This is a genomic window from Streptosporangium nanhuense (assembly GCF_059358815.1).
The window spans coordinates 26292-49177 of the sequence record NZ_JCADBG010000026.1; the positions used below are offsets into that span (position 1 = coordinate 26292).

Consider the following 22886-nt stretch of genomic DNA (forward strand, 5'->3'; position numbering starts at 1 on the left):
CGGCGCTTTTGCTTGTTTCGGGGGTAACGAGTCAAGCGCTTGGTATCGCCAAGGGAGTCGCAGGAAAGGACTCAGGGCCGTTTTTACATCGAACGCAATTAGGCGTCCCGATCTCAGGGCATTTTCCACACGCTGAGCAGATGTAACTGCGGGCCCGCACCCAGCATGGCAGGGCTAGGACATCCTGGGAGAAGCGGTGATCGATGAGATCTCCGTCGCCACCCACGCGCTCCTCAGCACCGGGAGCAACGAGAACCGCATGTGCCTTTCTACAAAGAACGCATCGCCTTGTCCCCCATTCGGTCCCACAACCCGAACAATTACACCAGTAGGTTCCGTTCTCCCGTTTCTGGAAGGCCCGTCCCGGCTGGAAAGCGGGGCGACCGCAGACCGGACACGAGGTCAATGCCCGAATTCCGGCCACCGCGTTCTTCACATCAGTAATCAGCCCTTGAATAATGTCGCGGTTGTCTCCACGGCGGTGAACACGAGATGCCCCGAGACGAAGATGAGACAGCGCATCCAGAAAAGTGGCCAGCTCATCATCGTCAGGAGGACTTATTATGAGCAGCTCGTTCTGCCCTTTCTCTATCCACTCCGAACTACCTGCTAACGAGGTCGCGACCTCTGTAGGACAGGTCACCCGCGCCGGATAGTCGAGCAGGATACGTTCGTCCAGCGCCGTACGGATGAGCCGCGCGGTTCGCCCAACACTGTTGATGTCCAAAGGGCTCACCGGAACCATTGCGGGCAGGGTCACATCACCGTACGTGACAGGCCGCGAGCTGTGGAAGCGAAGGCGTGCCCCCATGGGGAGTGCCTTGCGTTCACGAGGGTCCGCAGGGTAGAGCACAGCAGTGCGATGTGCCGTGATCGCGACGTCAGTAAGGGCTTCTTCTGCCAGATGTGCGTCCTGACTCGCGGTAAGCGCGTGCGGCAGTGGCACGATCCTGATGACGGGACCGTCGCCCAGACTCACCGTGAAGGTCTCATCGTCGTTCCAGGTGATGTCGCCCTCTGCCGATCGGTAGCGAAAGCCCAGCCGTGGCCATGGCGGGTCGGAGTCGTGGCCGGTCAGGTCTGCGCCAAGCTGGGCCAGGGCTCTAAGTACGACGAGCGCGGCATATCCGATGAAGTCATGGCACCAGTTCGCGACGGTCTCATCGTCAACCGCGCGCCGATCGTCACGGCGTCTGAGCCTGATCCAGGAGTCCCAGAGACTACGGCAGTGGCGGTAGTGCACGTTGTTCACGAATAGATTGGTGGGCCGGAGGCGAGGTGGTCCGCTGTACGGCGTACGTACCCCCCTCCTGAGCCTGGACGCCAACAGTGGTGCCAGGGCCACGCGCAGCCCTTCCAGCCGGCCGCGCTCCTCCGTAAGGCGATCCGCCATATTCCTGTCGGACAGCAGCTCGCTGATGTCCTCAAAGAGACGTTCGCGGTCCCGCCAGCTCGGGCGTTCGCGCGCCTCGTCAAGGAAGTCCTGCCCGTGAACGATCAGCTCATGGATGCTGTTCAGCTCGGAGATCCGGTCGAGAACATGTCGCCAGAGCCCGTCTACGAGCGCTGCGACAACCTGGTTCTCGTACAGGTCGTGGTCAGGCAACGTCACGGGGGTGAGAAGCTTAGCGGGCTCCACACCGCGAAGACGGCGCGCTGCCCACGTCTCACTGTGGGCGGCCAGATGAGAGACCGTCCTCCAGGTGATCGCCCTCGCCTTACTCACAGGAACGAGCACATGCTCAGTATGGAGACGGGCGTGCGGGGCACGACATACGGCGGCCAGGTGCCCCAGATCTTTGCGTATCTGTTTCTCAAGCGGACCGGCCCGAAGACGCTGGTCCATGTCGGCCACCAGATACGGCTCTGCCAGCCAGCGGGAGACTGGTGCGGCCTCACCAAGCAGATCGAACAGTTTCCGTGCCGTCCTGGAAACGCTGTCCACAATCAGCGGGTCTGGCAACACGTTGGGGTGGAACCCGCCAGACCACCGGGCATCGTCCCCGTCTCGCCACATCGTCCAGCCACCGCTCCCACCAGATAGGTAGTCGCCTGGCTGCACCGCCCGGTTTCCCAGCGAGTAACTTTGCCCGTCGTCGGGTGTGAGGTAACGCCCCGACAATGTCTGTGCCGATGGGGCCAATGCCGGGGCACCACTGAGTCGGTCCCATAGAACGGGTCTGCCGGTCACGAGATCGCTCTCCAACGAACCTCATGGCCGAGACCATCCATCGACTTCACCGGCTGCGTAAGCCCGCAGAGCTTGGGCCAGCTCTTCTCCACGAGCCGCCGCAGATCCTCCAACTCTTGCGCAGGCACTTCGATCCTTCCCTGGAGCTTGCGCAGGATTTTCGTGGCGAGGAGATGGTCAGCGGCCTCTCCAATGTGCCCTCCCGCCGCCACTACGACTGGGACGAATGCCCGCGCCTGCCGTTCCAGGCGACTTCCCCAGGAAATGTGGAAGATCCGGCGGAGCTGATCACCGAAATGCTCCTCGAAGAAGGAGAGAACGCGCAGTGCCTGCGCCGCGTGCTCCTCCTTCGCGGCGTCGAACGCACCGGTCAGAGTCGTGAGCGCGATGGGAACAAGCGGGCTCATATCACCGGCCTCGAACCGGTCGGGCTTGGGCGGCAACTCAAGCACGTGTGCCCGATCGTAGGTCTTGTCAGCGAAGGACACTGTGGTCTCATCATGGTTGGCCGTACCCACGAACCATACGTTGTCAGGCACTTTGAGATCGCGCCCCTCTGCTAGAAGGCGAGGGGCCGGGTCAACGCGCGCCGACAGCAGTCGCAGGTGCCGGTCGGATTTCGGATTGCCTTCCTTCTGCTCCATCACAGAGAGCAGATCGCTGAAGTACTGCTCCGGGTGGGCGAGGTTCATCTCATCCAGCACGATAATGAATGGCTTGTCACGGTAGAGCGGGAGTTGCGCCCTGTAGAGGGCCTGGGTGAAGTCCGTTTCATAGAACTTACGCTCGAAAGCGTTGTAGTAGCCCATGAGGTCCTGAGGGGTTCGCCATTCGGCGGCCACCGGAACGATCTCACACCTCGCGCCGATGACCTTGGCGAATGCTTCGGGAAGCCGGGTCTTGCCGATCCCACTGATGCCCTGCAGCAGATGCAGACGGCTAGCGGCCATACCCGCGACGAAACACCGGAGGTCTGCCTCGGAGTAGTACAACCCCTCATAGGCCGCTATGGCCTGGCGGACTCTGGGAACGAAGGCGGCCAGTTCCACTCGCCCTCTCGCCAGTTCTGGCCTACGCGCGAACCGCACGTCGTCATCCATCGCGGCGCAGGCCGGGAATGGCGAGTTCTGCTCCGAACCGCTTTGGAGCATGTCCAGTTTGGCCGTCTGCTGCTCAATCTCCCCCCGCAGTGTTTGGTTCATCTGCTCCAGTGCGGCTGTAAGAATACGGGCATTCTCCCGCTCAATCGCCGAGATCTTGTTGACCTCGACGTATCGGAGCAGTTCCTCGTTCTTGCGGAAGAGATCCTCCCGCTCCACTGTGAGGTCGTGATACCGAGCCTGAAGCTCGACAAGACGATCCCTGTCCCCGATGGGCATAGCCGCGACCTGCTTCCGCAGTTCGGCGTTCTCCCCTCTCAGCAAAGCGATCTCCTCCAGCACCTCTTCCGGTTTCCGGTGCTCGAAGCGCAGTTCCATCGCCTTTTGGACCGCGAGTTCCTTTCCCCGCTCGTCGGCAAGTTCGCGCATCGCGTCGTATCGCTGCTGCCAGCTCCATGACTCCTGCCTCGCCAGGTCGCGCTCCGACTGCAGTTGCTCCTTGCGCTCCCTGCCTCGCTCCGTGGCCTCCTGATCGAGATACTGCTCTCTGACCTTCAGACGACGGCTCTCAAGATTCTGCTCACGCCTCCGATCGTCCAGTTTCGCGGATTCTTCATCCAGCTGGGCAGCTCGGCGACGAAGCTCCTCCTCTGCCTCCGCACGCCGCTCCGCTGCCTGCCTTTCCAAGTGGTCGAGGCCCTTCTCAGCCAGACGGCGACGTTCGTCGAGCTCGTTACCCAGAAGTTGCGTCTGCTTATGCCGGAAGTCCGCGAATCCGCTCTTGGCAGCCTGTTCCAAGCTAACCAGTTCCGCATGACGCACCGCCAACCGGTCATTCTCGCTCGCCAGCTCGCTTTCACGATCGGCCAGCTTATGAAACCCTTTATCAAGCTCCTCTTTCCTCGCGTCAAGTTTCGTGGAGAGATCTTCCAACTCCTCTTTTCGCTTGGTTAGGTTCGCCTCTTGGACTTCCCTCTTCTTGTCCAGGCCCGCCAGCGCGGTTTGATGGTTACTTTCGCGCCGCTTCGCGAGATCGCGCGCCCGTTCGGCATCTTTGATCGCCTCGCGCAGCCGCGTGACGCTAATCTCGCCGCTCACGTCGGCTTCCGCGGGCAGTTCTTCATCACCTGCGAGTTCGAGCTCATCGATGATGAGAGCGTTCGCGCTCACGACAATCGTCTCCAGTTCCGCCTCAGGGAGTTTGCGCACACCTCCCTGCGCCTTCCTGGACTTTCTGCTGCTGGAGCGGCCCATCAGTTCGCTGTCCTCTCCGCCTTCAAGGAAGGCATGGGCATGATGCTTCGTGCGGCGTCAAGCGCGAGTCCCCGGCACCACTCGATGTCGTCTTGGACGGTGGCCCCACGAGCGGCGTGCGACCCTCGGTTACGCAGGTCCTTTAGGACTAGAAGTTCTTTCAGAACATCGGGGCGGCGCTGCGCCAAGTCACGGAGCGGGTGAACACGCCGGTGAGGGCTGTTCCTATCGGTTGCGGCTATCAAAGCATACGGAAAAAGATCATGAACATAGCCGTTTTCGACAGAAATATTTAGCTTTCCGGAAATAGAGAATTCTCTTGGATAAGCACAAACTCCCCTCATTTTTCCAATGAATAAATGGGGAAAGGAGCTGAAACCAAGCTCCTTTGACGCCTCCAACAGCACGTTTCTGACAATATTTTGCGATGGCATGCTCTCTCCCGCCGCCCAACTTGGGTTGGGCGGCGGAGAAAACTCACCGACCATCCATCTGAGCATGTGCTCATAGATCCGATACGCCTCACGCGCGACGGTTTCCACACCGCTGCGGTCGGCCCGCACTGCCGCCTCCTCCAAACCCAGCAAAAGATCGAAAGTCTCTGGGTAGCTACGGATCTCTGACCCCAGTAACCCCGTCAGCTTCGCCTCCGCCATACGCCGAACCTGGCTGCCGATGAGCTGATATTGCTGCTTGAGGCGCTCCTCCGGTCTGACGGTCAGACCTGATATCAGCGTGGAGAGCTGTTCGTCCTCTCGCATGCGCACCGTCACAAGGCGATTCAGCATCATGTCGGGATCCAATCCGAAAGGGTCTTTCGCCCGCCATCCACGATGACCGCTCTTGAAATCAACATCCGTTTCCAGCCATGTCAGGAGGTATTCGGGAGTCGGCCCTTCAATATCGACGATCCGATGAACCAATCCCTCATGGAGGAGACCAAGGGGCAGTTCCAGCTCACTGGCCAAGGTGCGAAGGTCCCGCTCCGCAGTGGAAGCTGTCTTCGCCCGGCTGTCTTCGACTTCCTCGAAGCGCTGCGTACGCCGCTGTATATCGCTACGGCGGTGTGCGCCGATCGCGGCAAGGATCCGGTCCGCCGCAGGTGGCGGCGGAAACCTGTGATCGTACGACACGATGTGGGCCGACATCTCACGCGGGTGGCCGGCGGAGTCCAACCGGAATTCGGCGCTGTCACCTCGAGTTCGCCTTATTCGCTGGTATTTGAGCTCGACGCTGGTACGCGGCCATAGTTCGCCACTAACGGGGTCTTGAAAAACATTCGTGACGATGAGCTCCGGCTCCTCGTTCATCCGACCGGTTGCCAAGGTCCGCAGCCCGGTCTCGGTCGGCGCGTTCAAGATATCGAGTTGTCCGCTGCCGCGAAGCTGCTGAACGACGTACGCACCGAACTCGGCACTCTGGTGAATACGGGCGGCGATCTCCTCCGGCCTGCGCACTCCGGCCCTACAAAGCCCGAGCACCACCTTCTCGATGATGTTGAGATGGTGAACTCGCATGGCCGGCGCCATCACCCGATAGACCAGCACCGGCCAGCAGAGGAACTGTAAGGAGGCTGAGTCGGGCGGTTGATGCATTTTCAACACGCCGCGGTCTACCCGGAACACCTATGCCTCCTGTTCTTCGGCGAACGCGTTTATGAACAGCCCATCGTCCGACCGGCAGAGGGCGAGGAAGTCGGTGAGTGGCTCAACCAGCTTGGGCGCGACGTCCTTTTCAAAAAGCGCGTCGTCCCCCACCACGGCCAGAAGCCGTTCCTGACGGCTCATGGCGACACACAACCGGTTGACTAGAACAAGGTGGCCGTAGGTGGAGCGGATCCATGCCTCATCAGTCCGAGGGGATTGAGCGTTGGCCAAAGAGCGCGACCTAGTCACTGACAGATAGGTGACATCAAACTCCTTACCCTGGAAGGCATCCACTGTGCCCACATGCAGTCGTACTCTCTCTCGTCCCTTATCGTCTCGCAGCAGGGCCTCGACCGGCCGGAAGCCCTTACCGGAGCGCTCCGCAAGGCCCGTACGAACCAGTTCCTCCCAGATCAATCGCACCTGAGCGGAATAGAAGCTGACGACCCCGAAGGTGAGATCCAACCGTTCCAGTGCGTGACGTCTCAATTCCTCGGCGATCACCTGTGCCTCGATCGGCCGAGCCTTGCTCTGCCCGCCTTGCTCGCGACCAGCCGTGTTCGGCACGCTGATCCAGGCAGCGGGGCGACCTAGATATCTACTTAAGCGGTGCTCGAAGTCCGCCGCTGGCCGAGGGGACAACAGGGTCTCCCCATAGAAGCTTCTGCTGACGAACTCGCCGAGTACCGGATGCATGCGGAACTGCTCGTTGAGCCGCACGGCTCTGCGTCCTCGGGCATCCTTCTTCAGCAGATCGAAGAGGCGGCCGAAGAGACTCTCCCGAAGAATGGCGAGTGCATCGGACGGTTCGGTTCTCAACTCTTGTTCAACGTCGGGTTCGAGCATGTGCGGAAGCTGGTACTGGTCACCCACCAAGATGATCCGCCTGGTCGCCAGAGTCATGGGGATCAACAGGTCCAGTGGGTTGGCTCTCGCCGCCTCGTCGATAATGACAGTTTCAAAGAGGCGGTCACCATCCTTGGCGTCACGAATGCCGCGCGAGTCGGCCTGCTGGCAGGTGGCGGCGAGGGAGGTCGTGTAGAGACGCAGGGTGGCGAGCACGGCCTCCGGATCGCCTTGCAATTCCTCGAGGAACTCCAGCAGGACAACGTCTACCCCCTCCGCCGAGTCCAGGCAGCCGCCCTCAAGTCCGTCGGCGATCTCGTTCAGTATCCCGAGAACGTCAGCTCGCACAACCGGCGGGGCGAGCCGATCGGAGGGAGCGGTGAGCATATCGATCAACTCGTTCCGGAGTGCGTCGAGTCTCGGCAGGAAAGGAGGCAGGTCCTCACTCATCCATTCGGCAGCGGCTATCAGGAGATCGAGGTGCTCCCGCTCGACCTGGGGAATATGGTCCACGTAGTGGAGAGCCACGGTCGCCATCAAAGGGCCGTCATCGGGGAAAGAACACGCCGTGGAGCGGATTCCGCGGACCGCACGCAATGTGCTCTGACGTCGGTGGTCGCTCCGCAGTTCCGCCTGGCGTGTGGCGATACGGAGCTCGGCCGCGAGCCCCAGCAGCTTCTGGTAGAGGTCGTCGTTAACCAGACCGGCGACCTCGGCGGCAATCCTGTCGAGAAGCGGGGCAAGCTGGTCGGCGGGACGCGGTGCCTTACAGTACGAACTCGCCTCCCGCACCACCGACCGTAGCGCTTTCGCCCGCCGCCCCTGCGGTGTGCCGGAGATCTCCTCTTCGAGCGCCTCTACAGTCCTGTTACGCCACGCCTCGACATGGGCGGTGGATCCTCTGCCTTGCGAGTCGATCTTCACAGGGGGAATGTCCATGTACTGCGAACGCTCGACGAGGTTGTCCACGGCAGTGTGCTGATGGCTGGAGAGCAACATGCTTTGGCTTACCACCCGGTGGTCACGCCCCTCCTCAGTGAGGCGAATCTGCAGGGCGGCGATGAGCTGCGTCTTGCCGGTACCGGGCGGCCCCTGGATGACGGCGATGTCGGGCGTATTGAGCGCCGCTTCGAGGGCGAGCTCCTGCATTGGGTTGGGCTGGCCTTTGAAACAGGCGCGCGCTGCTTCCGACAGCGGTTTGATCCGATGCCGCTCTCGCCCTATCTCCGGCTTTCCCTGCAACAGGGAGAGCAACTGGGGAAGGGGGATACGGCCTTCGAGAATGCGTTGCAGCGCCCGCTGGCGCCGCTCAAGACGTCGCCGGTCACCGGTCACTGCACCATGCAGAAACCCTTTTTCCCATGGCGCATCGTCGTCACCCGCGAGGCCCGTTCTTCTGTCTTTCTGACGCGGCACCATGCGCATGTCCACGGTTCGCGCATCAGGGTCGGCGTCCAGAACGACCCCGATGGGGTTCGTGCTGCCCAATGCCGCCTGGAGCAGGCCTTCCTCCGGCGCCTGTGCTCCAGCGCCGAGACTGCGTCCGCCTCCCAGCGCGTCGGGGAGTTCCACCGCACATTCGAGTTGGATCTCCTGGCCTGCCCTGGCCATGTCCTGAAGATGCCTGAGCAGCGTGATCTCACGTTCGATCGCGGAGCCCGGGTCTGCGAGCTCGAAACGCAGGACGTCTCCGATGTCGTCCAGGGGGGCCCAGCAGTCGTACTTGAGGTAGGAGAGCTCCCTTAGGCGGCGTAGGGCATAGCGATTCTCCAGCTCGTGATACCTGCGCCATTGAGAGAGGAAGCTGTCGTTCTCCGTACCGGCATTCAGCAGGTCCAGTTCCTCGCGCATCTGGGAGCGCAACCTGGCGGTCGTCGTACCATCGACGAACTCGACACCGACCCGCACGAGCACGGCCAGGTTCCCTTCCGGGAGGGTACTCGTTTCCCGGTGGATACGGCGAAGCCCCCAGACGCCATCGGTGCGGGCCAGCGTCGCCACCACCCCCGCACCACGCAGCCTGCACTCGGTGGGAACGACCATGTTCTGTCTTGGCGTCGCCAGTGCGACCATCCGCCTGCCGCCGCCGCCCCCTGAGGAGGGCTGCAGGACGAATGTACGGTCGAGCCAGTCGAGGACGCCTTGGTTGCTCTTGATCGCTTCGGAGCCCACGATGCGCTTGACTGACTCCATCGCCGTTTCGTCGACGGTGACACGTAACGCGTTCCAGGTGCGTATCTCATTGAAAACGTGCAGCTGGAGCAGGAGTGTGGAACGTCCACCACGGCCCTCATCCACGTCCTTGACTAGCGCGATAGCTGTTCCGGCCTCCGTGACGAGCTCGTGCAGCCGTTCCTGGTCGTCAACGCTCCGGCCTCTTACAGGCGCTTCGTGGATATCACTACCGTCGTTCGCAAAGGTCGCCATCACCGTGGTGCCCACCCGGGACACAGAGATCTCCCTGTTGATCAGGCCGTCGGGCGAGATGCCTCTGGGAAGATTCACCCAGATGAACGTCGGGGCCCCCGGTAGGTCGCCGAGCAGCTCACCGCTCACCGGTCCGCCTTTCTCTGAAGAAGGAATCGAGCGAAGCGGTGGATGAGATTGTCCGGACCGAATCTGATGGTCACATCCGATTTTCCGAGCGTCAGTGATCGCTGCCGCTGTGCGTCGACGGCGAAGGACCGTCCGGTCACAGAGTCGAAGAGCCGGACGTCGTGCCGTTCCGTCCCATGGACGAGGAGTTGCGAGCCCCCGTCCCAAACGACCTCCACCAGCGTCTCGTCCGGATCGATGGGTGTCTCACCCGGACCGAGGTCGAGGCAGACCATACCGTTACGGGCACGGATCACCACCGGCACATGCGGTGTCAGGAACAGTGAATCGAGTGGCCCCGTCTCCGCTCCCCGCTTGTGCTTCGCCGTGTCGGGTAGGCAGGTGGAGGGAACGTATCCGCGTATCTCGCACTGCAAGATCGCTGGCCTGCTCGCGGCACACCATGGGCACTGCCCGGAAAAGACATAGTAGGAGTTCTCGCAGGCCGGGCAGATGATCGTCGCTCGCTCAGCCCTGTCGAGCTTCGAGTGCCACTCTCGCATGGACGGCCGGGCCCGCGGTTCGTTCATTCCCGTGTCAAAGGTCCTGCTGGCCAGCTCGCGCAGTCCCTTGGTCAGGACGAGCTCGCGACGGAGCCCCTTAGTGGATCGGTTGCGCGTGTCGGTGGGGTGGTCGATCCAGGCCATCCGACCAGTGAAAGCCTCGTATTCGAAGGTACTCGGGTCGTTGTAGACCTTGTCCCCGACGAGGGGATGAGCGAGCACGAGGGTCTCGAACGCCAGCACTCCGAAGGAGTAAACATCAGTGAGGCTGCTACAGGGGGCCCGTTCGGCGGTCACCTCGGGCGCACCGTATCGATAGGTGTACACCCCGCTCCGCAACGAGCTGGACTCCGCGGTGATGTTGTCGGGGTCGATCAGCCAGACCTGGGTGTGGTCACTCTTCGCGGAAACCCGGATATTGGTGGGGGAGATGTCTCCATAGCAGAGCGCCCGATCGTGAAGACGGCTCAGCGCTTCGGCGGCAAGAGCCAGAAGTCTTACACGTCTTCGTATCCCACCGGTCCGCTGGAACCATTCGGAAATAGGCTCGTTGCTCGGCACCGAGGCGAGGGTCCCCACTCCCACCATGTCACCCAGCAACTCCATGGTGTATCCAAGATGCTCACCGGTGAGCATCGTGAGTGGTCTCGCTATGGGGATACCGGACAGGTCGAAGCGGCGTACGGCCGCCAGGCGCGCCCGGAGCGCTTCCTGATCGATTTCGTGGGAGCGTTTGAGGAACTTCACCGCGGCACGGTCACCGGTCACCGACCAGACCTCGCCTTGTCCTCCCTGTCCCAGCTTCTCGGAGAGTTCCCAGGTGGTGTGGAACTCGTCCTCGACCTGGTCACCCTGCCGCGGCTTGACACGGGCACGTGTGTTGAATGTCACCCCTCCTCCGAGCCCGCTCAGTCGATCAGGTCGTAAAGGTCGTCGGCGTCGAATGTCGCGGGAGCGTCGGGATGAGCGCTCTGCGCGCGCGTGCTGACGCTCATCGTGACCCACTGGAAGAAGAGGGTCAGCCGGTCCAGCTCATCCGCACGGATCACCGGCACGGCGGGGTTGTCGATGAAGGCTTCCAACACCTGGTGAGCGCTGGTTCCGGCCTCCGATCCGACCGCCACCGCGAGGCGGATCGCCTTGCTTCCGCGAGGGGACGCGAGGAGCTTGTCCAGAGGCTCCCGCCAGCCGTCTGTGGGAATGCCGTCGGAGACCAGGATGATCGTGGGACGGTACGCGCGCCTCGGCACAACCGTCTCGTCCTCCAGAACCTCTCGGGCCAGGTCGAGCGCATGCCCGAGCCAGGTTCTCCCCCCAGCGGTCATGTCGTCCCACCGTGCTTGGGTCGCGGGAACGATGGGGTGATGCAGTCGCGCTTCGCCGCCTCCGAAAGTGATGATTCCCACGGTGATCTCACCATGGATGGAGTCCTCGTCGGCGAACTTGCGAATCATCTCTGCGACTGCTCTGTTGAGCACGTCGATCTTCTCTGCTGGCTGTCCCATACTTCCGCTGACATCGGCCAGGACCAGGACCGGGAGCGGTCGGGGTTTCTGGACACCGGAGAACACGGCGTCCATTCCATCATTGCCCACCTGTGAGGGACTCCTTCTGATGCGGCGCGGTGTTCATGATCCGCACACGACTGATATAGAGCCTTGCAGGATCTCGCTTATCAACTTCTAAGTCAATCTATTTCAGACAAAAAACTTCATGCGGCCCAGACCGGCTTTGTCTGAATAAATACATAAAGAGAAGACTATGCATTGAAATCCCATAAAGAGTTTTTGTACGGTTTTACTACTTATATGATTGATCATCACCTCCAAAGAGCACACCACCGCCCCAGCCCAGGCGACTCCCCTTGTAGCTTGCCTTCATGACGGAACTCGAGGCGTTGGCGGGCAGGGTGCGAAGGTTCGCGCAGGCGAGAGACTGGGAGAGGTTCCACACGCCGAAGAACCTGGCCATGGCCTTGGCCGGCGAGGTCGGCGAGTTGCTCGCGGAGCTGCAGTGGCTGACGCCCGAGGAGACCGCGAGCGTCATGGACGATCCCGAGGCCGCCGAACGCCTCAGATCCGAGGTGGCCGACGTCATGATCTATCTGACCCGGCTCGCCGACGTGCTGGGGATCGATCTCGTCGAAGCCGCCCACGCCAAGCTCGACCAGAGCGACAGACGCTACGACGCGGAGACCTATCGAGGGTCGGCCAGGAAGGCACCGCCCCTCGCCTGATTTTGTCGGATGATCGCTGTAATGTGCCTGGCGTAGTGATGCGGCCCGACGGGCTTCCGCTCATCGTCTGAGCACGGACACGCCCCCATACCGCACGAGTCTCTCGTGCTGCCTGGGGGTAGGTCCGTGACGGCATTTCGGCATTCCGCCGAAAGTCTGGCCATGCTCGCCACCGACGGTTCGGTTCCCGAACGACGGTTGAGCGAGGTCATCGCCGAGCACCTCCGAAGGACCGCGCGCATCAACCCCTCCGCCGCCGAGCGCAGATCCTGGGACCGCAGCCTCCCCGTCCTGGCCCGCGACCTGGTCGACGCCGGGCTCGGCGCCGTCGAGATGCTGGTCGAGTACCAGCTCCCGCTGACCAGCAAGCGCGCCGACGTGGTCCTCGCCGGGGTCGACCGCCGCACGGGCGGTGACGCGTACGTGGTGGTGGAGCTGAAGCAGTGGAGCCGGGCCGAGTTGTTCGAGGACGATCCCAAACTCGTGCTCGTCGAAGGCGTGCCCGGCGGTCCCAGGCTGCACCCGGTGCTCCAGGTCGAGAACTACTGCGAATACATCGCCGACTTCGTCGCCGCCTTGGAGGGGCGAAGTGACGCGCTCAGAGGCGTGGCCTACCTGCACAACGCGGCCGACCTCGACGTCGAGGACCTCTACGGAGAAGTGCTGAGCGAGCAGAGCCGTATGTTCACCAAGAGCCGCCGCGGAGCCTTCCTCGACTACCTGCGCGAGCGGTTCGCCTCCGAGTCAGGCGCGGGCGCGGCAGACCGGTTGCTCACCAGCGCCGTCCGGCCCTCCAAGCAACTCCTCAAGCTCGCCGCCGCGGAGATCAAGGAGCGCGAGCAGTTCGTGCTGCTCGACGAGCAGCGGCTGGCGTACGAGATCGTGCTGAACTCCGTCGGCAGGGCACGCAGGGCGGACTCGAAAGAGGTCGTCATCGTCGGCGGCGGCCCGGGAAGCGGGAAGAGCGTCATCGCGCTGTCCCTGCTGGGCGAGTTGTCCCGGCAGGGCCGCGACGTCATGCACGCCACGGGGTCTCGTTCGTTCACCGAGACGCTGCGCCGGGTGCCGGGCAAGGGCTCCTCGAAGGTGAAGAACCTCTTCAAGTACTTCAACAGCTTCATGAAGGCCGAGCGCAACGGTCTCGACGTCCTCATCTGTGACGAGGCGCACCGGATCCGGGAGACCTCGCAGAACCGCTACACCCCGGCCCTCCTGCGCAGCGACCGGCGCCAGGTCGACGAGCTGATCGACGCCGCCAGAGTGCCCGTCTTCCTGCTGGACGAGCACCAGGTCGTACGGCCCGGCGAGATGGGCACCGTGGCCGAGATCAGGAGCCACGCGGAAGCGCGCGGGTTCCGGGTTCACGAGGTCTCCCTCGACGAGCAGTTCCGCTGCGGCGGCAGCCGCGCGTACGAGGAGTGGGTGCTGCGCCTCCTCGGCCTGCTGGCCGGTGGCCCCGTGCCGTGGCTCGGAGACGACCACTTCGCGGTCTCGGCGGCCGGTTCGCCGCAGGAACTCGAAGCCCTGCTGCGATCGAAGCTGGACAAGGGCTACTCGGCCCGGATGACGGCCGGATTCTGCTGGCCGTGGAGCGATCCTCGAAAGGACGACACGCTCGTCCACGATGTGCGGATCGGCGACTGGTCCCGTCCGTGGAACGTCAAGAGCGACCGTGCCGTGGGCGACGCGCCCGCGAGCTCGCTGTGGGCCACCCAGGACGGCGGCTTCGAGCAGGTCGGCTGCGTCTACACCGCCCAGGGTTTCGAGTACGACTGGAACGGCGTGATCATCGGCCCGGACCTGGTCTACCGCGACGGCAGGCTCGTCACCGTCCGGGCGGCCAGCAGGGACCCCGAGCTCAAGAAGCGAGGCGTGTCCGACGAGCAGGCCGACCGACTGATCCGCAACACCTACAAGGTCCTGCTCACCCGCGGAATGGCCGGCACCTACGTCTGGTCCGCCGACGCGCGGACCCAGGAGTTCATCGAGGAACTGATGCGGGCCTGAGGGCCCGGATCGACACCGAACGAGCGACGACTTCCGCATCACCGACAGCGCGGCCCGACGGGCTTCCGGCGACGGACACGCCCCCACACCGCACGAATCTTCGTGCCCTGGGGGTATACGCATGGCCAGGCAGCTGGGACCCGCCTACAGAGGTTCCGCGGCGACGTTCTTCACGACCCTTTCCACGCCGGCCTCCGAGATGGAGAAGGCGTTCACCGCGGCACTCGCCGAAGCGACGAAGCGGGAGACGGGAAGGCACGCGGGCAAGAGCCAGCTGCGGGCGTGGACCAACAGCCTCTCGGCCCTCGCCCGCGACCTGAAGGACGCGGGACTCGACAGGATCGAAGTGATGGTCGAGTTCCCCATGCCGCACAACAGGAGGAGCGCGGCGGACGTCGTCCTCGCGGGGGTCAACCGTCACACCGGCAGGGACCTTTTCGTCGTCATCGAACTCAAGCAGTGGAGCGAGGCGGAGCTCTACGAAGAGGACGAGAAGCTCGTGGTGGTCCCGGGAAGCTGGAACGACTACGACACCCATCCCGCGCCCCAGGTCTCCAACTACTGCCAGCAGCTCGCCGAGAACTGCAGCGCCCTGGACGGGGAGCCCGAGGCGGTGGAGGGCGTGGCCTACCTGCACAACGCGACGCGGCAGAGCGTGCCCGGCCTGTTCGATCTGGCTCTGGACAGCAACGTCCGGCTGTTCACCAAGACGGAGCGGAGCGCGTTCGTCGGCTACCTCAGGGATCGGTTCGAGAACGCGGAGGGGCACCCCGCGGCCGAACGCCTCGTCAACGGGCGGGTCCAGCCCAACCAGCCACTCCTGGAGAAGGCCGCGAACGTCCTCAAGGGACGCGACAAGTTCATCCTCGTCGACCAGCAGCAGAAGGCGTTCGAGACCGTACGGCACGCGGTCGAGGGATCCTTCGCCGCGAACACCAAACGGGTCGTCATCATCACCGGCGGTCCCGGCAGCGGGAAGAGCGCCGTGGCCATCGAGCTCCTGCACTACATGGCCAGGGCCAAACGCCGTGTCTGGTACGCCACCGGCTCCCGGGCCTTCACCGAGACGATGCGCCGCTTCGTCACCGGAAGCGACAAGGAGCTCAAGAACCTTTTCAAGTACTTCTACGACTTCGCGACCACCGGGCCCAACGAGGCCGACATGCTGATCGCCGACGAGGCGCATCGAGCCCGGTTGAAGTCCTTCGACCGATTCCACCTGAGCAAGTGCAGCGACCGCCCTCAGATCCAGGATCTGATCGACGCGGCCCGGGTGCCCGTCTTCTTCCTCGACGAACACCAGGTGGTGAAGCCGGGCGAGGTCGGCACCCTGGCCGCGATCAAGTCATACGCGCAACAGCTGAACGTGCCCTATCACCATGTCCCCCTCGAAGGTCAGTGGCGGTGCGGCGGGAGCGTCGCCTACGACCTGTGGGTACGCAGGCTTCTCGCCCTCGGCGACGAGGACGGCGAGTGGGACGGCGCCCCCGGGCCGCATCCCTGGACCGGTGACAGGAATTTCGAGGTCATCGTGGCCAAGTCTCCGGCGGACATGGAGGCCACCCTGGCCGCCAAGATCTCCGAGGGCTGGACGGCTCGGATGACGGCCGGATTCTGCTGGCCCTGGAGCAAGCCGAACCCCGACAAGACCCTGCACCTCGACGTGAAGATCGGCGACTGGGAACGCCCTTGGAACGCGAACAGCACCTCCAAGGTCGGCGAGGCCCCGCCGAGCCAGATCTGGGCCAGCGCGCCCGGCGGGTTCGGCCAGATCGGTTGCGTCTACACGGCTCAGGGCCTGGAGTTCGACTGGGCCGGCGTGATCATCGGCCCTGACCTGCTGGCCCGTGGCGGCAGGCTCGTCACCGAACGCGAGGGATGCAAGGACAAGGACCTGACGAGGTCGTCGGTCACCCCCGAACAGTTCGACCGATTGATCCGCAACACCTACAAGGTGCTGCTCACCAGGGGGCTGACGGGGGTGGTCCTGTACTCGACGGACCCCGAGACCCAGGAGTTCCTCTCCGGCCTCGTCAACGGCTCCGCCACCTGACGCCCCGATCCCCACAGGGGCGGATGGAGACCGCGTCCGTCGGAGCCGGGACATGGTGATGCTCACCCGGCCTGTCCCTTGGGAGGCGACGATGAGGTTGCCAGTCTGGACCAGACGATCTTTTTGCCGGGGTCGGACTCAGTGGCCCCGGTCAGCCACGAGATAGAGGTGGCAGCCACCTCGTCGATCTTCGTCATGAACACGATCACCGACAGTGATTGACAGGAGCGACGACGCAACTACGATGGGTAGTGCGCGGTCGGGTACGAACCGCGAAGTGAGGCCGGGCTTCCCGCCGCATGACGGGCACCCGGCCATCGCGTTTTAATCGTCTCCTTCGGGCCTGTCGACACTCACCGCCTTCAGTGCCTCTCCCAGCATCTCCACGTAGACGGAAGTGCGACCCAACACCTGGGCTGCCGCCGCTCCCACCACGATGTCTGCCAGCCAGAGCAGCGGCTCATCGGCCGAACTCCGATGCTCCAGGGTGAACCGGGGCGGTCGCCCTGCCAGTCCGCCAAGAACTCGCCGGTCCGTCGCGTCCTGTGCGTCCTGGCGGCGATCGAGAATCAGGTGATGGACTCCGGTGTCCAGCTCCAGCACCATCCACCTGAGCGCCCTTGCCCGCGCCGCCTCCTTACGGCCGGGAGCGTCGAACAAGCAGGCGTAAACCCGTGCGCTTACCGGCATCGTTGAAACCGTCTTCACCAGGCTGATACGGGTTAGATCATCCTCGGCATGCCAGTGCACCCGCCGTGCCATCGGAATCAGGGCCGAGAGCTCACGCCCCACCTGCGCGGAGGCATCAGGCTTGGCAAGCACCACCGCCAGAAGATACAGACCGGGCCGATCATGGATCGACTCGTCAACGTAGCCAACACGGTCGGCAAGCACAGGGGGCACGACACCCCATGATTCCTAACCTTCCGAGTTGGCGTGATTACATTTCGCTATTTGATGGGAGTGTGACGATCACTCAATCCGCTCCCCGGACGGCGGTGGGGCCGCCAGGGTGCACCAGACGATCTTGCCGCCGGGGGTGGGACGGTAGTAGCCCCACTCGGTGGCGAGGAGGTCGACGAGGTGAAGACCTCGACCGCCCTCGTCGTCGGGGCCGGGGTCGCGCAGTACGGGCGGGGTGCGGGCGGCGTCCCAGACGCGGAGGACCACCGTCTCGCCGACCAGATAGAGGTCCATCCAGATGCGGTCCGGGCCGAGGTGGGTCGCCTCCACGTCGGCGGGGCACGAGGTGTGCGCCTTGACCGCGTTGGAGACCAGCTCGGAGATGACGAGCTGGGCCGTCTCGACCAGGTCGTCCCGCCGCCAGCCCTCCAGCACCCGCCGGACGTGCACGCGGGCGTAGTAGGGCGAGGTCGAGAAGACGGAGAGTTCCAGATAGTGCTCCGTGGTGGTTACACCGGTCATTTCACCCGCTCCTGGTCAGTACGTCGGACGTAGGACCGGCACCGTTCGCAGACGGGGGACGCCGCTCACCCCACGGGGGACGGGGGCACGGTGCCGGTCCTACGGGAAGCACGGCCGGGGAGCGTCGCAGATGCGTCGCCGGTCGTACCGCTGAGGCCGGACGGGCACCCGGTACGGGGGTGGGCCGCCTCGGGAGGGAAGATCGTCCGCCCGGCCGTCTGGGGAAATCGTGCGTTTCGCCTTCCAGCGGGATGGCCGCCTGGAAGGCTTACGGAGTGAGCATGCATCATCACTCTTGGTTAATGCAAGGGACTTCATTTGTTCTCATGCATGATCCAGGTATGCGCCAAATGCGAGAGAGGTAGGGAATGAGCGAAAAGGCGCCTCCGTCATCCGGCAAACGCCAACCTCCTACGGTGCGTCTACGCCGCCTGGCGTCCGAGTTACGTCGTCTTCGCCAGGCCGCCGGACTGTCCCAGGATGACGTCGTGGAGAAAACCCACGTCAACATCGTCACGCTCTATCGAATCGAGACCGCCAAGACCAAACCGCAGCTCAGGACACTTCTCACCCTGCTCGACATCTACGGTGTCACCGGCGACACTCGTGCCGACCTGATCCTCCTGCAGAAGGAGGCCAAGCAACGCGGTTGGCTACACAACTTCGAGGCGAGTCTCCCCGACCAGTACACCGCCCTCATCGGCTTGGAAGCCGAGGCCGAACAGGCCATCAACTACGAGTCGCTGTTCATCCCTGGCCTGCTGCAGACCGAAGACTACGCGCGTGCAGTGATCCGGGCTGTCCTGCCGAATGCCACCGACCTTGAGGTGGAGAATCGTGTCACTGCCCGGATGCAGCGTCAGGCCCTCCTGGAGGGGGACGCACCACTTCGCCTATGGGCAATCCTGGACCAGGCTGTTCTCTACAGGCAGGTCGGAGGCGAGACGGTTATGCGTGCTCAGATCAAGCACCTGGCCCAACAGGCCCGGCGTCCGCACATCACCGTTCAAGTCATTCCGTTCTCTGCCGGAGCCCACCCAGGAATGCTGGGCAGCTTCATCTCCCTGAAGTTCACCGAGGACAACTTCGACGTGATCTACATCGACAGCATGGGTGGCGATCTATTCCTGGAGAAGGAAAAGGATATTCAGAGATGTAACAATATTTGTGAGCATCTTCGTGCGATAGCGCTCAGCCCTACCGATACGACCGCGCTACTCGCGCCCGCACGCGAAGATCACTAGAGGAAGGAAGCAGGATGCAGAACCCTGACCTCTCCCGTGCTCGCTGGCGCAAGAGCAGCCTCAGCGGCGACGGCGCGAGCTGCGTCGAGATGGCCTTCGTCGGCAACGACGTCGCCGTCCGCGATACCAAGGACCGTGAAGGCGGAACGCTCCTGTTCCACCGTGACGAGTGGACGGCCTTCGTCGGCGGCATCAAGAGCGGCCACTTCGACGGCATCGCCTGACGTCCTCCCCCCGAGACACACGATTGTCCTCCGAGTCCCGGAGCACTGCGCCTACCGGGACTCCGGATGACGCCCTCAGGAGGACGTAGCGATCCGCAGGCGAATCGGCTCGGCCAGCGCGGCGCGCGCGCCCTCGAAGTCGGCCAGCCGGGCCGCGACCGTCGCCACCGCGAGCCGTTCCGGCAAGACGGCCGAGAATTTCAGTCCGTGGACGGCACGGCGGTCGACGTCCGGCAGTACCAGGAGCTCACCGTTCCCCGCGCCGGCACGAGCCTCGCGCCAGGCATCGGGTGTCAGGTCCTCCCGCAGCCGCACGGAGAAGTCCGTCGGCCGCTGCACCGGGTCGGCGATCGACGGCAGTGTGGCGGCGAGCGTCGCGTTCGCGCGGTAGCCGGCCCACGTCCACCACCGCACATCGTCGCCCGCTCTAGTGATCAGCGTGCCCCCTGGATGTACGACATCCGGCGCCTCCTCCTCCCGCCATTCGGCGAGTCCGTCCTGGGCCCGGCGGGTCAGGGACACCGGAGGATCCGCCCCGAGAAGTACCTCTCGCATGGCCCGGGTGAGGGCATATGACAGCCCGGTGATCCCGCTGCTCGTCCACTTGGCGACGCCACCGCCGTCGGCCGGCTCGACGAAGGCCCTCTTACGCGTCCAGTCGATGAAGGTCACCCGCCAGCTCCGGCCGCCGAGCAACAGCAGGCGTGGTCCCTGCCTCTCCTCGGTCAGCACCGAGGTGTCGGTCCGCCCGATCTCCTGGCGACCGGCCAGCACGGTGAACTGCGGTGGGGCGGTGAAGGAGGCGGTCAGCTCCATGAAGTGTCGCCGTCCGAAGCGCCGCTCGGCCTCGGGCCCGACGAACAGCATCCCGTCGTCCTCGTCAAGAAACCCCTTGTCGACCATGTGTCGCATGATGGGGATCGCCGAGCGGTCGAAGGGTTCCAGCCCGTTCCACTCCTCCGGCCACGACCGGCCGCCGATCCGGTGGTGCTGAAGGGCGACGGCGAGCAACTGTTGCGCCACCAGGTGACGTGGTTCCGGCGGTGCGACGACCGGTTCCACCCAGCCGCGTCCCCACAGCAGCAACAGACCTGCGGCCTGGAGCAGCGATTCCTTCCTTGTCGTCAGGAACAGGCAGTTTCGTACGGTGTCGGACCGCCGTCCGGTGCGTCCGATGCGTTGCAGGAACGACGCGACGCTGCCGGGGGCGTCGACCTGGATGACACGATCCAGGTCACCCACGTCGATACCGAGTTCGAGCGTCGAGGTGGAGACGATCACGCAGTCCCGGGCTTCGGAGAAGGCCCTCTCCGACCGCGTGCGTTCCTCGGTGGACAGCGAGGCATGGGAGAGGAAGACGTTCACCTCGCGGGCGCGCAGGGCCGCGCCGAGGTGCTCCACCTGCCTTCGCGAGTCGCAGAACACCAGGCGCTTCTCTCCCCGGTGCAGCGCCGCGATCAGCTTCGCGGCGTTGTCCAGCGAGCCGACGTAGTCGAGTTCGACGTTCCCGGCCGCGCGGGAACCCTCGGAAGGCGCGAGCGGGAGGTCGGGCGCCACCACCTGTCCGGTCCGTTCTCCTCGGCCGGCCCCTTGCAGCCAATCGAGGAGCTGCGCCGGGTTGCCCACGGTCGCCGAGAGACCGATCCGCTGGATGGCGCGGCCGGTCACGCGCTCCAGCCGCTCCAGCACGGCCAGCAGGTGCCAGCCACGGTCGTCGCCGGCAAACGCGTGCACCTCGTCCACGACCACCGCCCGGACGCGTCCCAGCAGGTGCGCGTGATCGGTCTTCACACCGATCAGCATCGCCTCGAGCGACTCGGGGGTGGTGAGCAGGATGTCGGGCGGGTCGGTACGGATCCGGCGCCGCCGCGATTCACTGACGTCTCCGTGCCAGAGCGCGGCCCGGCGTCCGAGCCACTGCGCGTACGCGTCGATCCTCGGGAGGAGGTTGTTGAGCAGTGCTTTGAGGGGGCACAGATAGAGCACCGACGTCCCGGCCCAGTGCTGTCGTGCCATCGCCGACAGCAGCGGGAAGCAGGCCGCCTCGGTCTTGCCGCCCGCTGTCGGGGCGAGCAGCACCGCGTCCTCGCCGTCCATCAGCGGCCCGATCGCGGTCCGTTGCAGAGGGCGTAGGTCGGGCCAGCCGAGACTGTTCACGATGTGGTGCAGGACGACCGGATCGAGCCGATCCAGCGGGTCGGCCGAGCCCGTCATCACAGATCCAGGTCGACGTCGTCGGCCGTGACGGCGAGATTCCGTTCGACGTCGGTGAGTTCGGAGCTCTTCACAGTCAGGGTGTAGTGCAGCCGGGGGTCGAAGTCCTCGAACTGGTCGATGCGGTCGAGCACGTCGCCGACGAGCTTCTTCAGGAACAGCCGGGGAGCCACCCCGACCTTGCCTCCCAGTGCCCCGCCAACTGCCCGTGCCAGCTCGGTGACGTAGGTGTCGTCGGCGAGGTCCTGAACCCGGTCGGGAGCCTCGGCTCCGGCGATGTAGAGATCACGGACGGTCGTTCCCAGGCCGACCAGCGATTCCAGGGTGAAACCCGGGAGCCGGATCTGCACCGCGCGCGGGTTGTCGAAGCGCGGATCCGTGGTGAAGTCGGTCGCCAGCCGCTGGGCCAGCGGTGGGAGGCGTTGCGCTCCCTGCTGCCCGTCGTAGAACGCCGGAGTCCCGGTGATCAACAGATACAGGCCGGGGAAGCGGCCCGAGTGCACCTCGTCGATGAGCTGCCGCAGCGCGTTGAGCGCCTTGTCACGTGCGTCGGAGCGCACGCGCTGCAGGGTCTCCACCTCGTCCAGCACGACGAGAAGCCCCGGGTGCCCGGAGTCGCGCAGCACGGTCAGGAGTCCCTGCAGAAAGCCGAATGCCCCGAAGTGGTCGAGGTCACCGCGTACGCCCGCGAACCGGCGCGCAGCGGCGGCCACATGCGGCTGCCCTCCGAGCCAGGCGAGGATCGCCGCCGCGGTCGTCTCGTCCCCTGCGGCGAGCGCGGACCGGTAACCGCGCAGCGCCGTCGCGAAGGAAGGGGCGTGCCGGGACACCTCGGTGAGCCGGGCGGCCAGCAGCTTCTCCACCTCGGCGGGCAACTCGTCCTCGCCCGCTCCGGCGGCGAGGGCGTCCTCCTCCAGCGTGTAGAACCACGCGTCCACCACCGACCGCAGCGCGCTCGGCGGGAAGCTCGCGGTGGTGAGCCGCTCGGTCAGCCGTCGGTAGACGGTCTCCAGCCTGTGCAGGGGAGTCTCGGTCTCGGAGATCTGGATCTCGGCGACGGCGAAGTTGCGCCGCTTGGCCCGCTCCCCCAGCCACCGCGTGAAGAACGTCTTGCCGGACCCGTACTCCCCCCGCACGGCCTTGAACACCGAGGCACCGGAGGCGACCGCGTCCAGCTCGGCGTCGAGTGCCGACTCGAACCGGTCGAGGCCGGTGGCGAGCAGGTCGAGGCCACTCTCGGGTACGGCGCCGCGCCGCAACGCGTCGATCACGGCGCGGCGGCGTGCCACGCTGACCTGTGTCGGACGAGACGATCGAGCGGTACTCACACCCACCAGTTTTCCATCGT

Annotated in this window: 16 protein-coding genes; 5 read left to right on the forward strand and 11 right to left on the reverse strand. The window is 64.4% G+C overall.

Annotated elements, in window-relative coordinates:
- Positions 1-31 precede the first annotated feature (31 nt).
- From AC5L38_RS36490 to AC5L38_RS36515, 6 genes are all read right to left on the reverse strand, one after another.
- On the reverse strand, positions 32-1612 hold the full coding sequence (locus AC5L38_RS36490) for a hypothetical protein (protein WP_495247369.1): 1581 nt from the start codon (positions 1610-1612) through the stop codon (positions 32-34).
- A gap of 575 nt (positions 1613-2187) precedes the next feature.
- Positions 2188-4545: an AAA family ATPase gene (locus AC5L38_RS36495; RefSeq protein ID WP_495247370.1), complete on the reverse strand. Its 2358-nt coding sequence runs from the start codon at positions 4543-4545 to the stop codon at positions 2188-2190.
- Positions 4545-6170, reverse strand: a complete 1626-nt coding sequence (locus AC5L38_RS36500) for a hypothetical protein (RefSeq protein WP_495247371.1) — start codon at positions 6168-6170, stop codon at positions 4545-4547. The genes AC5L38_RS36495 and AC5L38_RS36500 overlap by 1 nt, the downstream gene beginning before the upstream one ends.
- A complete protein-coding gene (locus AC5L38_RS36505; RefSeq protein ID WP_495247372.1) occupies positions 6171-9593 on the reverse strand; it encodes a DEAD/DEAH box helicase in 3423 nt (1140 codons plus the stop codon).
- A complete protein-coding gene (locus AC5L38_RS36510; RefSeq protein ID WP_495247373.1) occupies positions 9590-11026 on the reverse strand; it encodes a protein kinase domain-containing protein in 1437 nt (478 codons plus the stop codon). The genes AC5L38_RS36505 and AC5L38_RS36510 overlap by 4 nt, the downstream gene beginning before the upstream one ends.
- A 17-nt stretch (positions 11027-11043) precedes the next feature.
- The gene (locus AC5L38_RS36515; RefSeq protein ID WP_495247374.1) at positions 11044-11730 is read right to left on the reverse strand and encodes a vWA domain-containing protein; all 687 of its coding nucleotides are present in this window, start codon (positions 11728-11730) and stop codon (positions 11044-11046) included.
- A 284-nt stretch (positions 11731-12014) separates the two neighbouring features.
- Between AC5L38_RS36515 and AC5L38_RS36520 the strand changes: the two genes are divergently transcribed.
- The 3 genes from AC5L38_RS36520 (at position 12015) to AC5L38_RS36530 (ending at position 16431) form a co-directional block, all read left to right on the forward strand.
- Positions 12015-12371 (forward strand): nucleotide pyrophosphohydrolase, encoded by a 357-nt coding sequence (locus AC5L38_RS36520; RefSeq protein ID WP_495247375.1) that lies wholly within the window; start codon positions 12015-12017, stop codon positions 12369-12371.
- A gap of 162 nt (positions 12372-12533) precedes the next feature.
- Positions 12534-14378: a DNA/RNA helicase domain-containing protein gene (locus tag AC5L38_RS36525; protein WP_495247376.1), complete on the forward strand. Its 1845-nt coding sequence runs from the start codon at positions 12534-12536 to the stop codon at positions 14376-14378.
- Between the two features lie 121 nt (positions 14379-14499).
- Positions 14500-16431, forward strand: a complete 1932-nt coding sequence (locus AC5L38_RS36530; RefSeq protein WP_495247377.1) for a DNA/RNA helicase domain-containing protein — start codon at positions 14500-14502, stop codon at positions 16429-16431.
- A gap of 62 nt (positions 16432-16493) precedes the next feature.
- Here the strand turns inward: AC5L38_RS36530 and AC5L38_RS36535 are convergent, their stop codons facing one another.
- The 3 genes from AC5L38_RS36535 to AC5L38_RS36545 form a co-directional block, all read right to left on the reverse strand.
- Positions 16494-16628 carry a hypothetical protein gene (locus AC5L38_RS36535; RefSeq protein WP_495247378.1) on the reverse strand — a complete coding sequence of 45 codons (135 nt, stop codon included), beginning with the start codon at positions 16626-16628 and terminating at the stop codon, positions 16494-16496.
- Between the two features lie 127 nt (positions 16629-16755).
- Positions 16756-17325: a hypothetical protein gene (locus AC5L38_RS36540; protein WP_495247379.1), complete on the reverse strand. Its 570-nt coding sequence runs from the start codon at positions 17323-17325 to the stop codon at positions 16756-16758.
- A 78-nt stretch (positions 17326-17403) separates the two neighbouring features.
- Entirely contained in the window at positions 17404-17856 is a 453-nt protein-coding gene (locus AC5L38_RS36545) for an ATP-binding protein (RefSeq protein WP_495247380.1), read from the reverse strand.
- A 368-nt stretch (positions 17857-18224) separates the two neighbouring features.
- On the opposite strand from AC5L38_RS36545, the gene AC5L38_RS36550 reads away from it, so the two are divergent.
- Together AC5L38_RS36550 and AC5L38_RS36555 are read left to right on the forward strand one after the other, a co-directional pair.
- Positions 18225-19100: a helix-turn-helix domain-containing protein gene (locus tag AC5L38_RS36550; RefSeq protein ID WP_495247381.1), complete on the forward strand. Its 876-nt coding sequence runs from the start codon at positions 18225-18227 to the stop codon at positions 19098-19100.
- 14 nt (positions 19101-19114) lie between these two features.
- On the forward strand, positions 19115-19324 hold the full coding sequence (locus tag AC5L38_RS36555) for a DUF397 domain-containing protein (RefSeq protein WP_495247382.1): 210 nt from the start codon (positions 19115-19117) through the stop codon (positions 19322-19324).
- A gap of 75 nt (positions 19325-19399) precedes the next feature.
- Here AC5L38_RS36555 and AC5L38_RS36560 read toward each other — a convergent pair whose 3' ends face one another.
- Together AC5L38_RS36560 and brxD are read right to left on the reverse strand one after the other, a co-directional pair.
- Positions 19400-21538 (reverse strand): DEAD/DEAH box helicase, encoded by a 2139-nt coding sequence (locus AC5L38_RS36560; RefSeq protein ID WP_495247383.1) that lies wholly within the window; start codon positions 21536-21538, stop codon positions 19400-19402.
- Positions 21538-22827 (reverse strand): BREX system ATP-binding protein BrxD, encoded by a 1290-nt coding sequence (gene brxD / locus AC5L38_RS36565; RefSeq protein WP_495247384.1) that lies wholly within the window; start codon positions 22825-22827, stop codon positions 21538-21540. The genes AC5L38_RS36560 and brxD overlap by 1 nt, the downstream gene beginning before the upstream one ends.
- Positions 22828-22886: the final 59 nt, after the last annotated feature.

Excerpts from the sequence above, each read along its gene's own strand:
- AC5L38_RS36535 (WP_495247378.1), bottom strand. The coding sequence starts at position 16,628 with ATGACGAAGATCGACGAGGTGGCTGCCACCTCTATCTCGTGGCTGACC.
- AC5L38_RS36545 (WP_495247380.1), bottom strand. The coding sequence starts at position 17,856 with ATGACCGGTGTAACCACCACGGAGCACTATCTGGAACTCTCCGTCTTC.
- AC5L38_RS36560 (WP_495247383.1), bottom strand. The coding sequence starts at position 21,538 with ATGACGGGCTCGGCCGACCCGCTGGATCGGCTCGATCCGGTCGTCCTG.
- AC5L38_RS36555 (WP_495247382.1), top strand. The coding sequence starts at position 19,115 with ATGCAGAACCCTGACCTCTCCCGTGCTCGCTGGCGCAAGAGCAGCCTC.
- AC5L38_RS36525 (WP_495247376.1), top strand. The coding sequence starts at position 12,534 with ATGCTCGCCACCGACGGTTCGGTTCCCGAACGACGGTTGAGCGAGGTC.
- AC5L38_RS36495 (WP_495247370.1), bottom strand. The coding sequence starts at position 4,545 with ATGGGCCGCTCCAGCAGCAGAAAGTCCAGGAAGGCGCAGGGAGGTGTG.
- AC5L38_RS36530 (WP_495247377.1), top strand. The coding sequence starts at position 14,500 with ATGGCCAGGCAGCTGGGACCCGCCTACAGAGGTTCCGCGGCGACGTTC.
- AC5L38_RS36550 (WP_495247381.1), top strand. The coding sequence starts at position 18,225 with ATGAGCGAAAAGGCGCCTCCGTCATCCGGCAAACGCCAACCTCCTACG.
- AC5L38_RS36520 (WP_495247375.1), top strand. The coding sequence starts at position 12,015 with ATGACGGAACTCGAGGCGTTGGCGGGCAGGGTGCGAAGGTTCGCGCAG.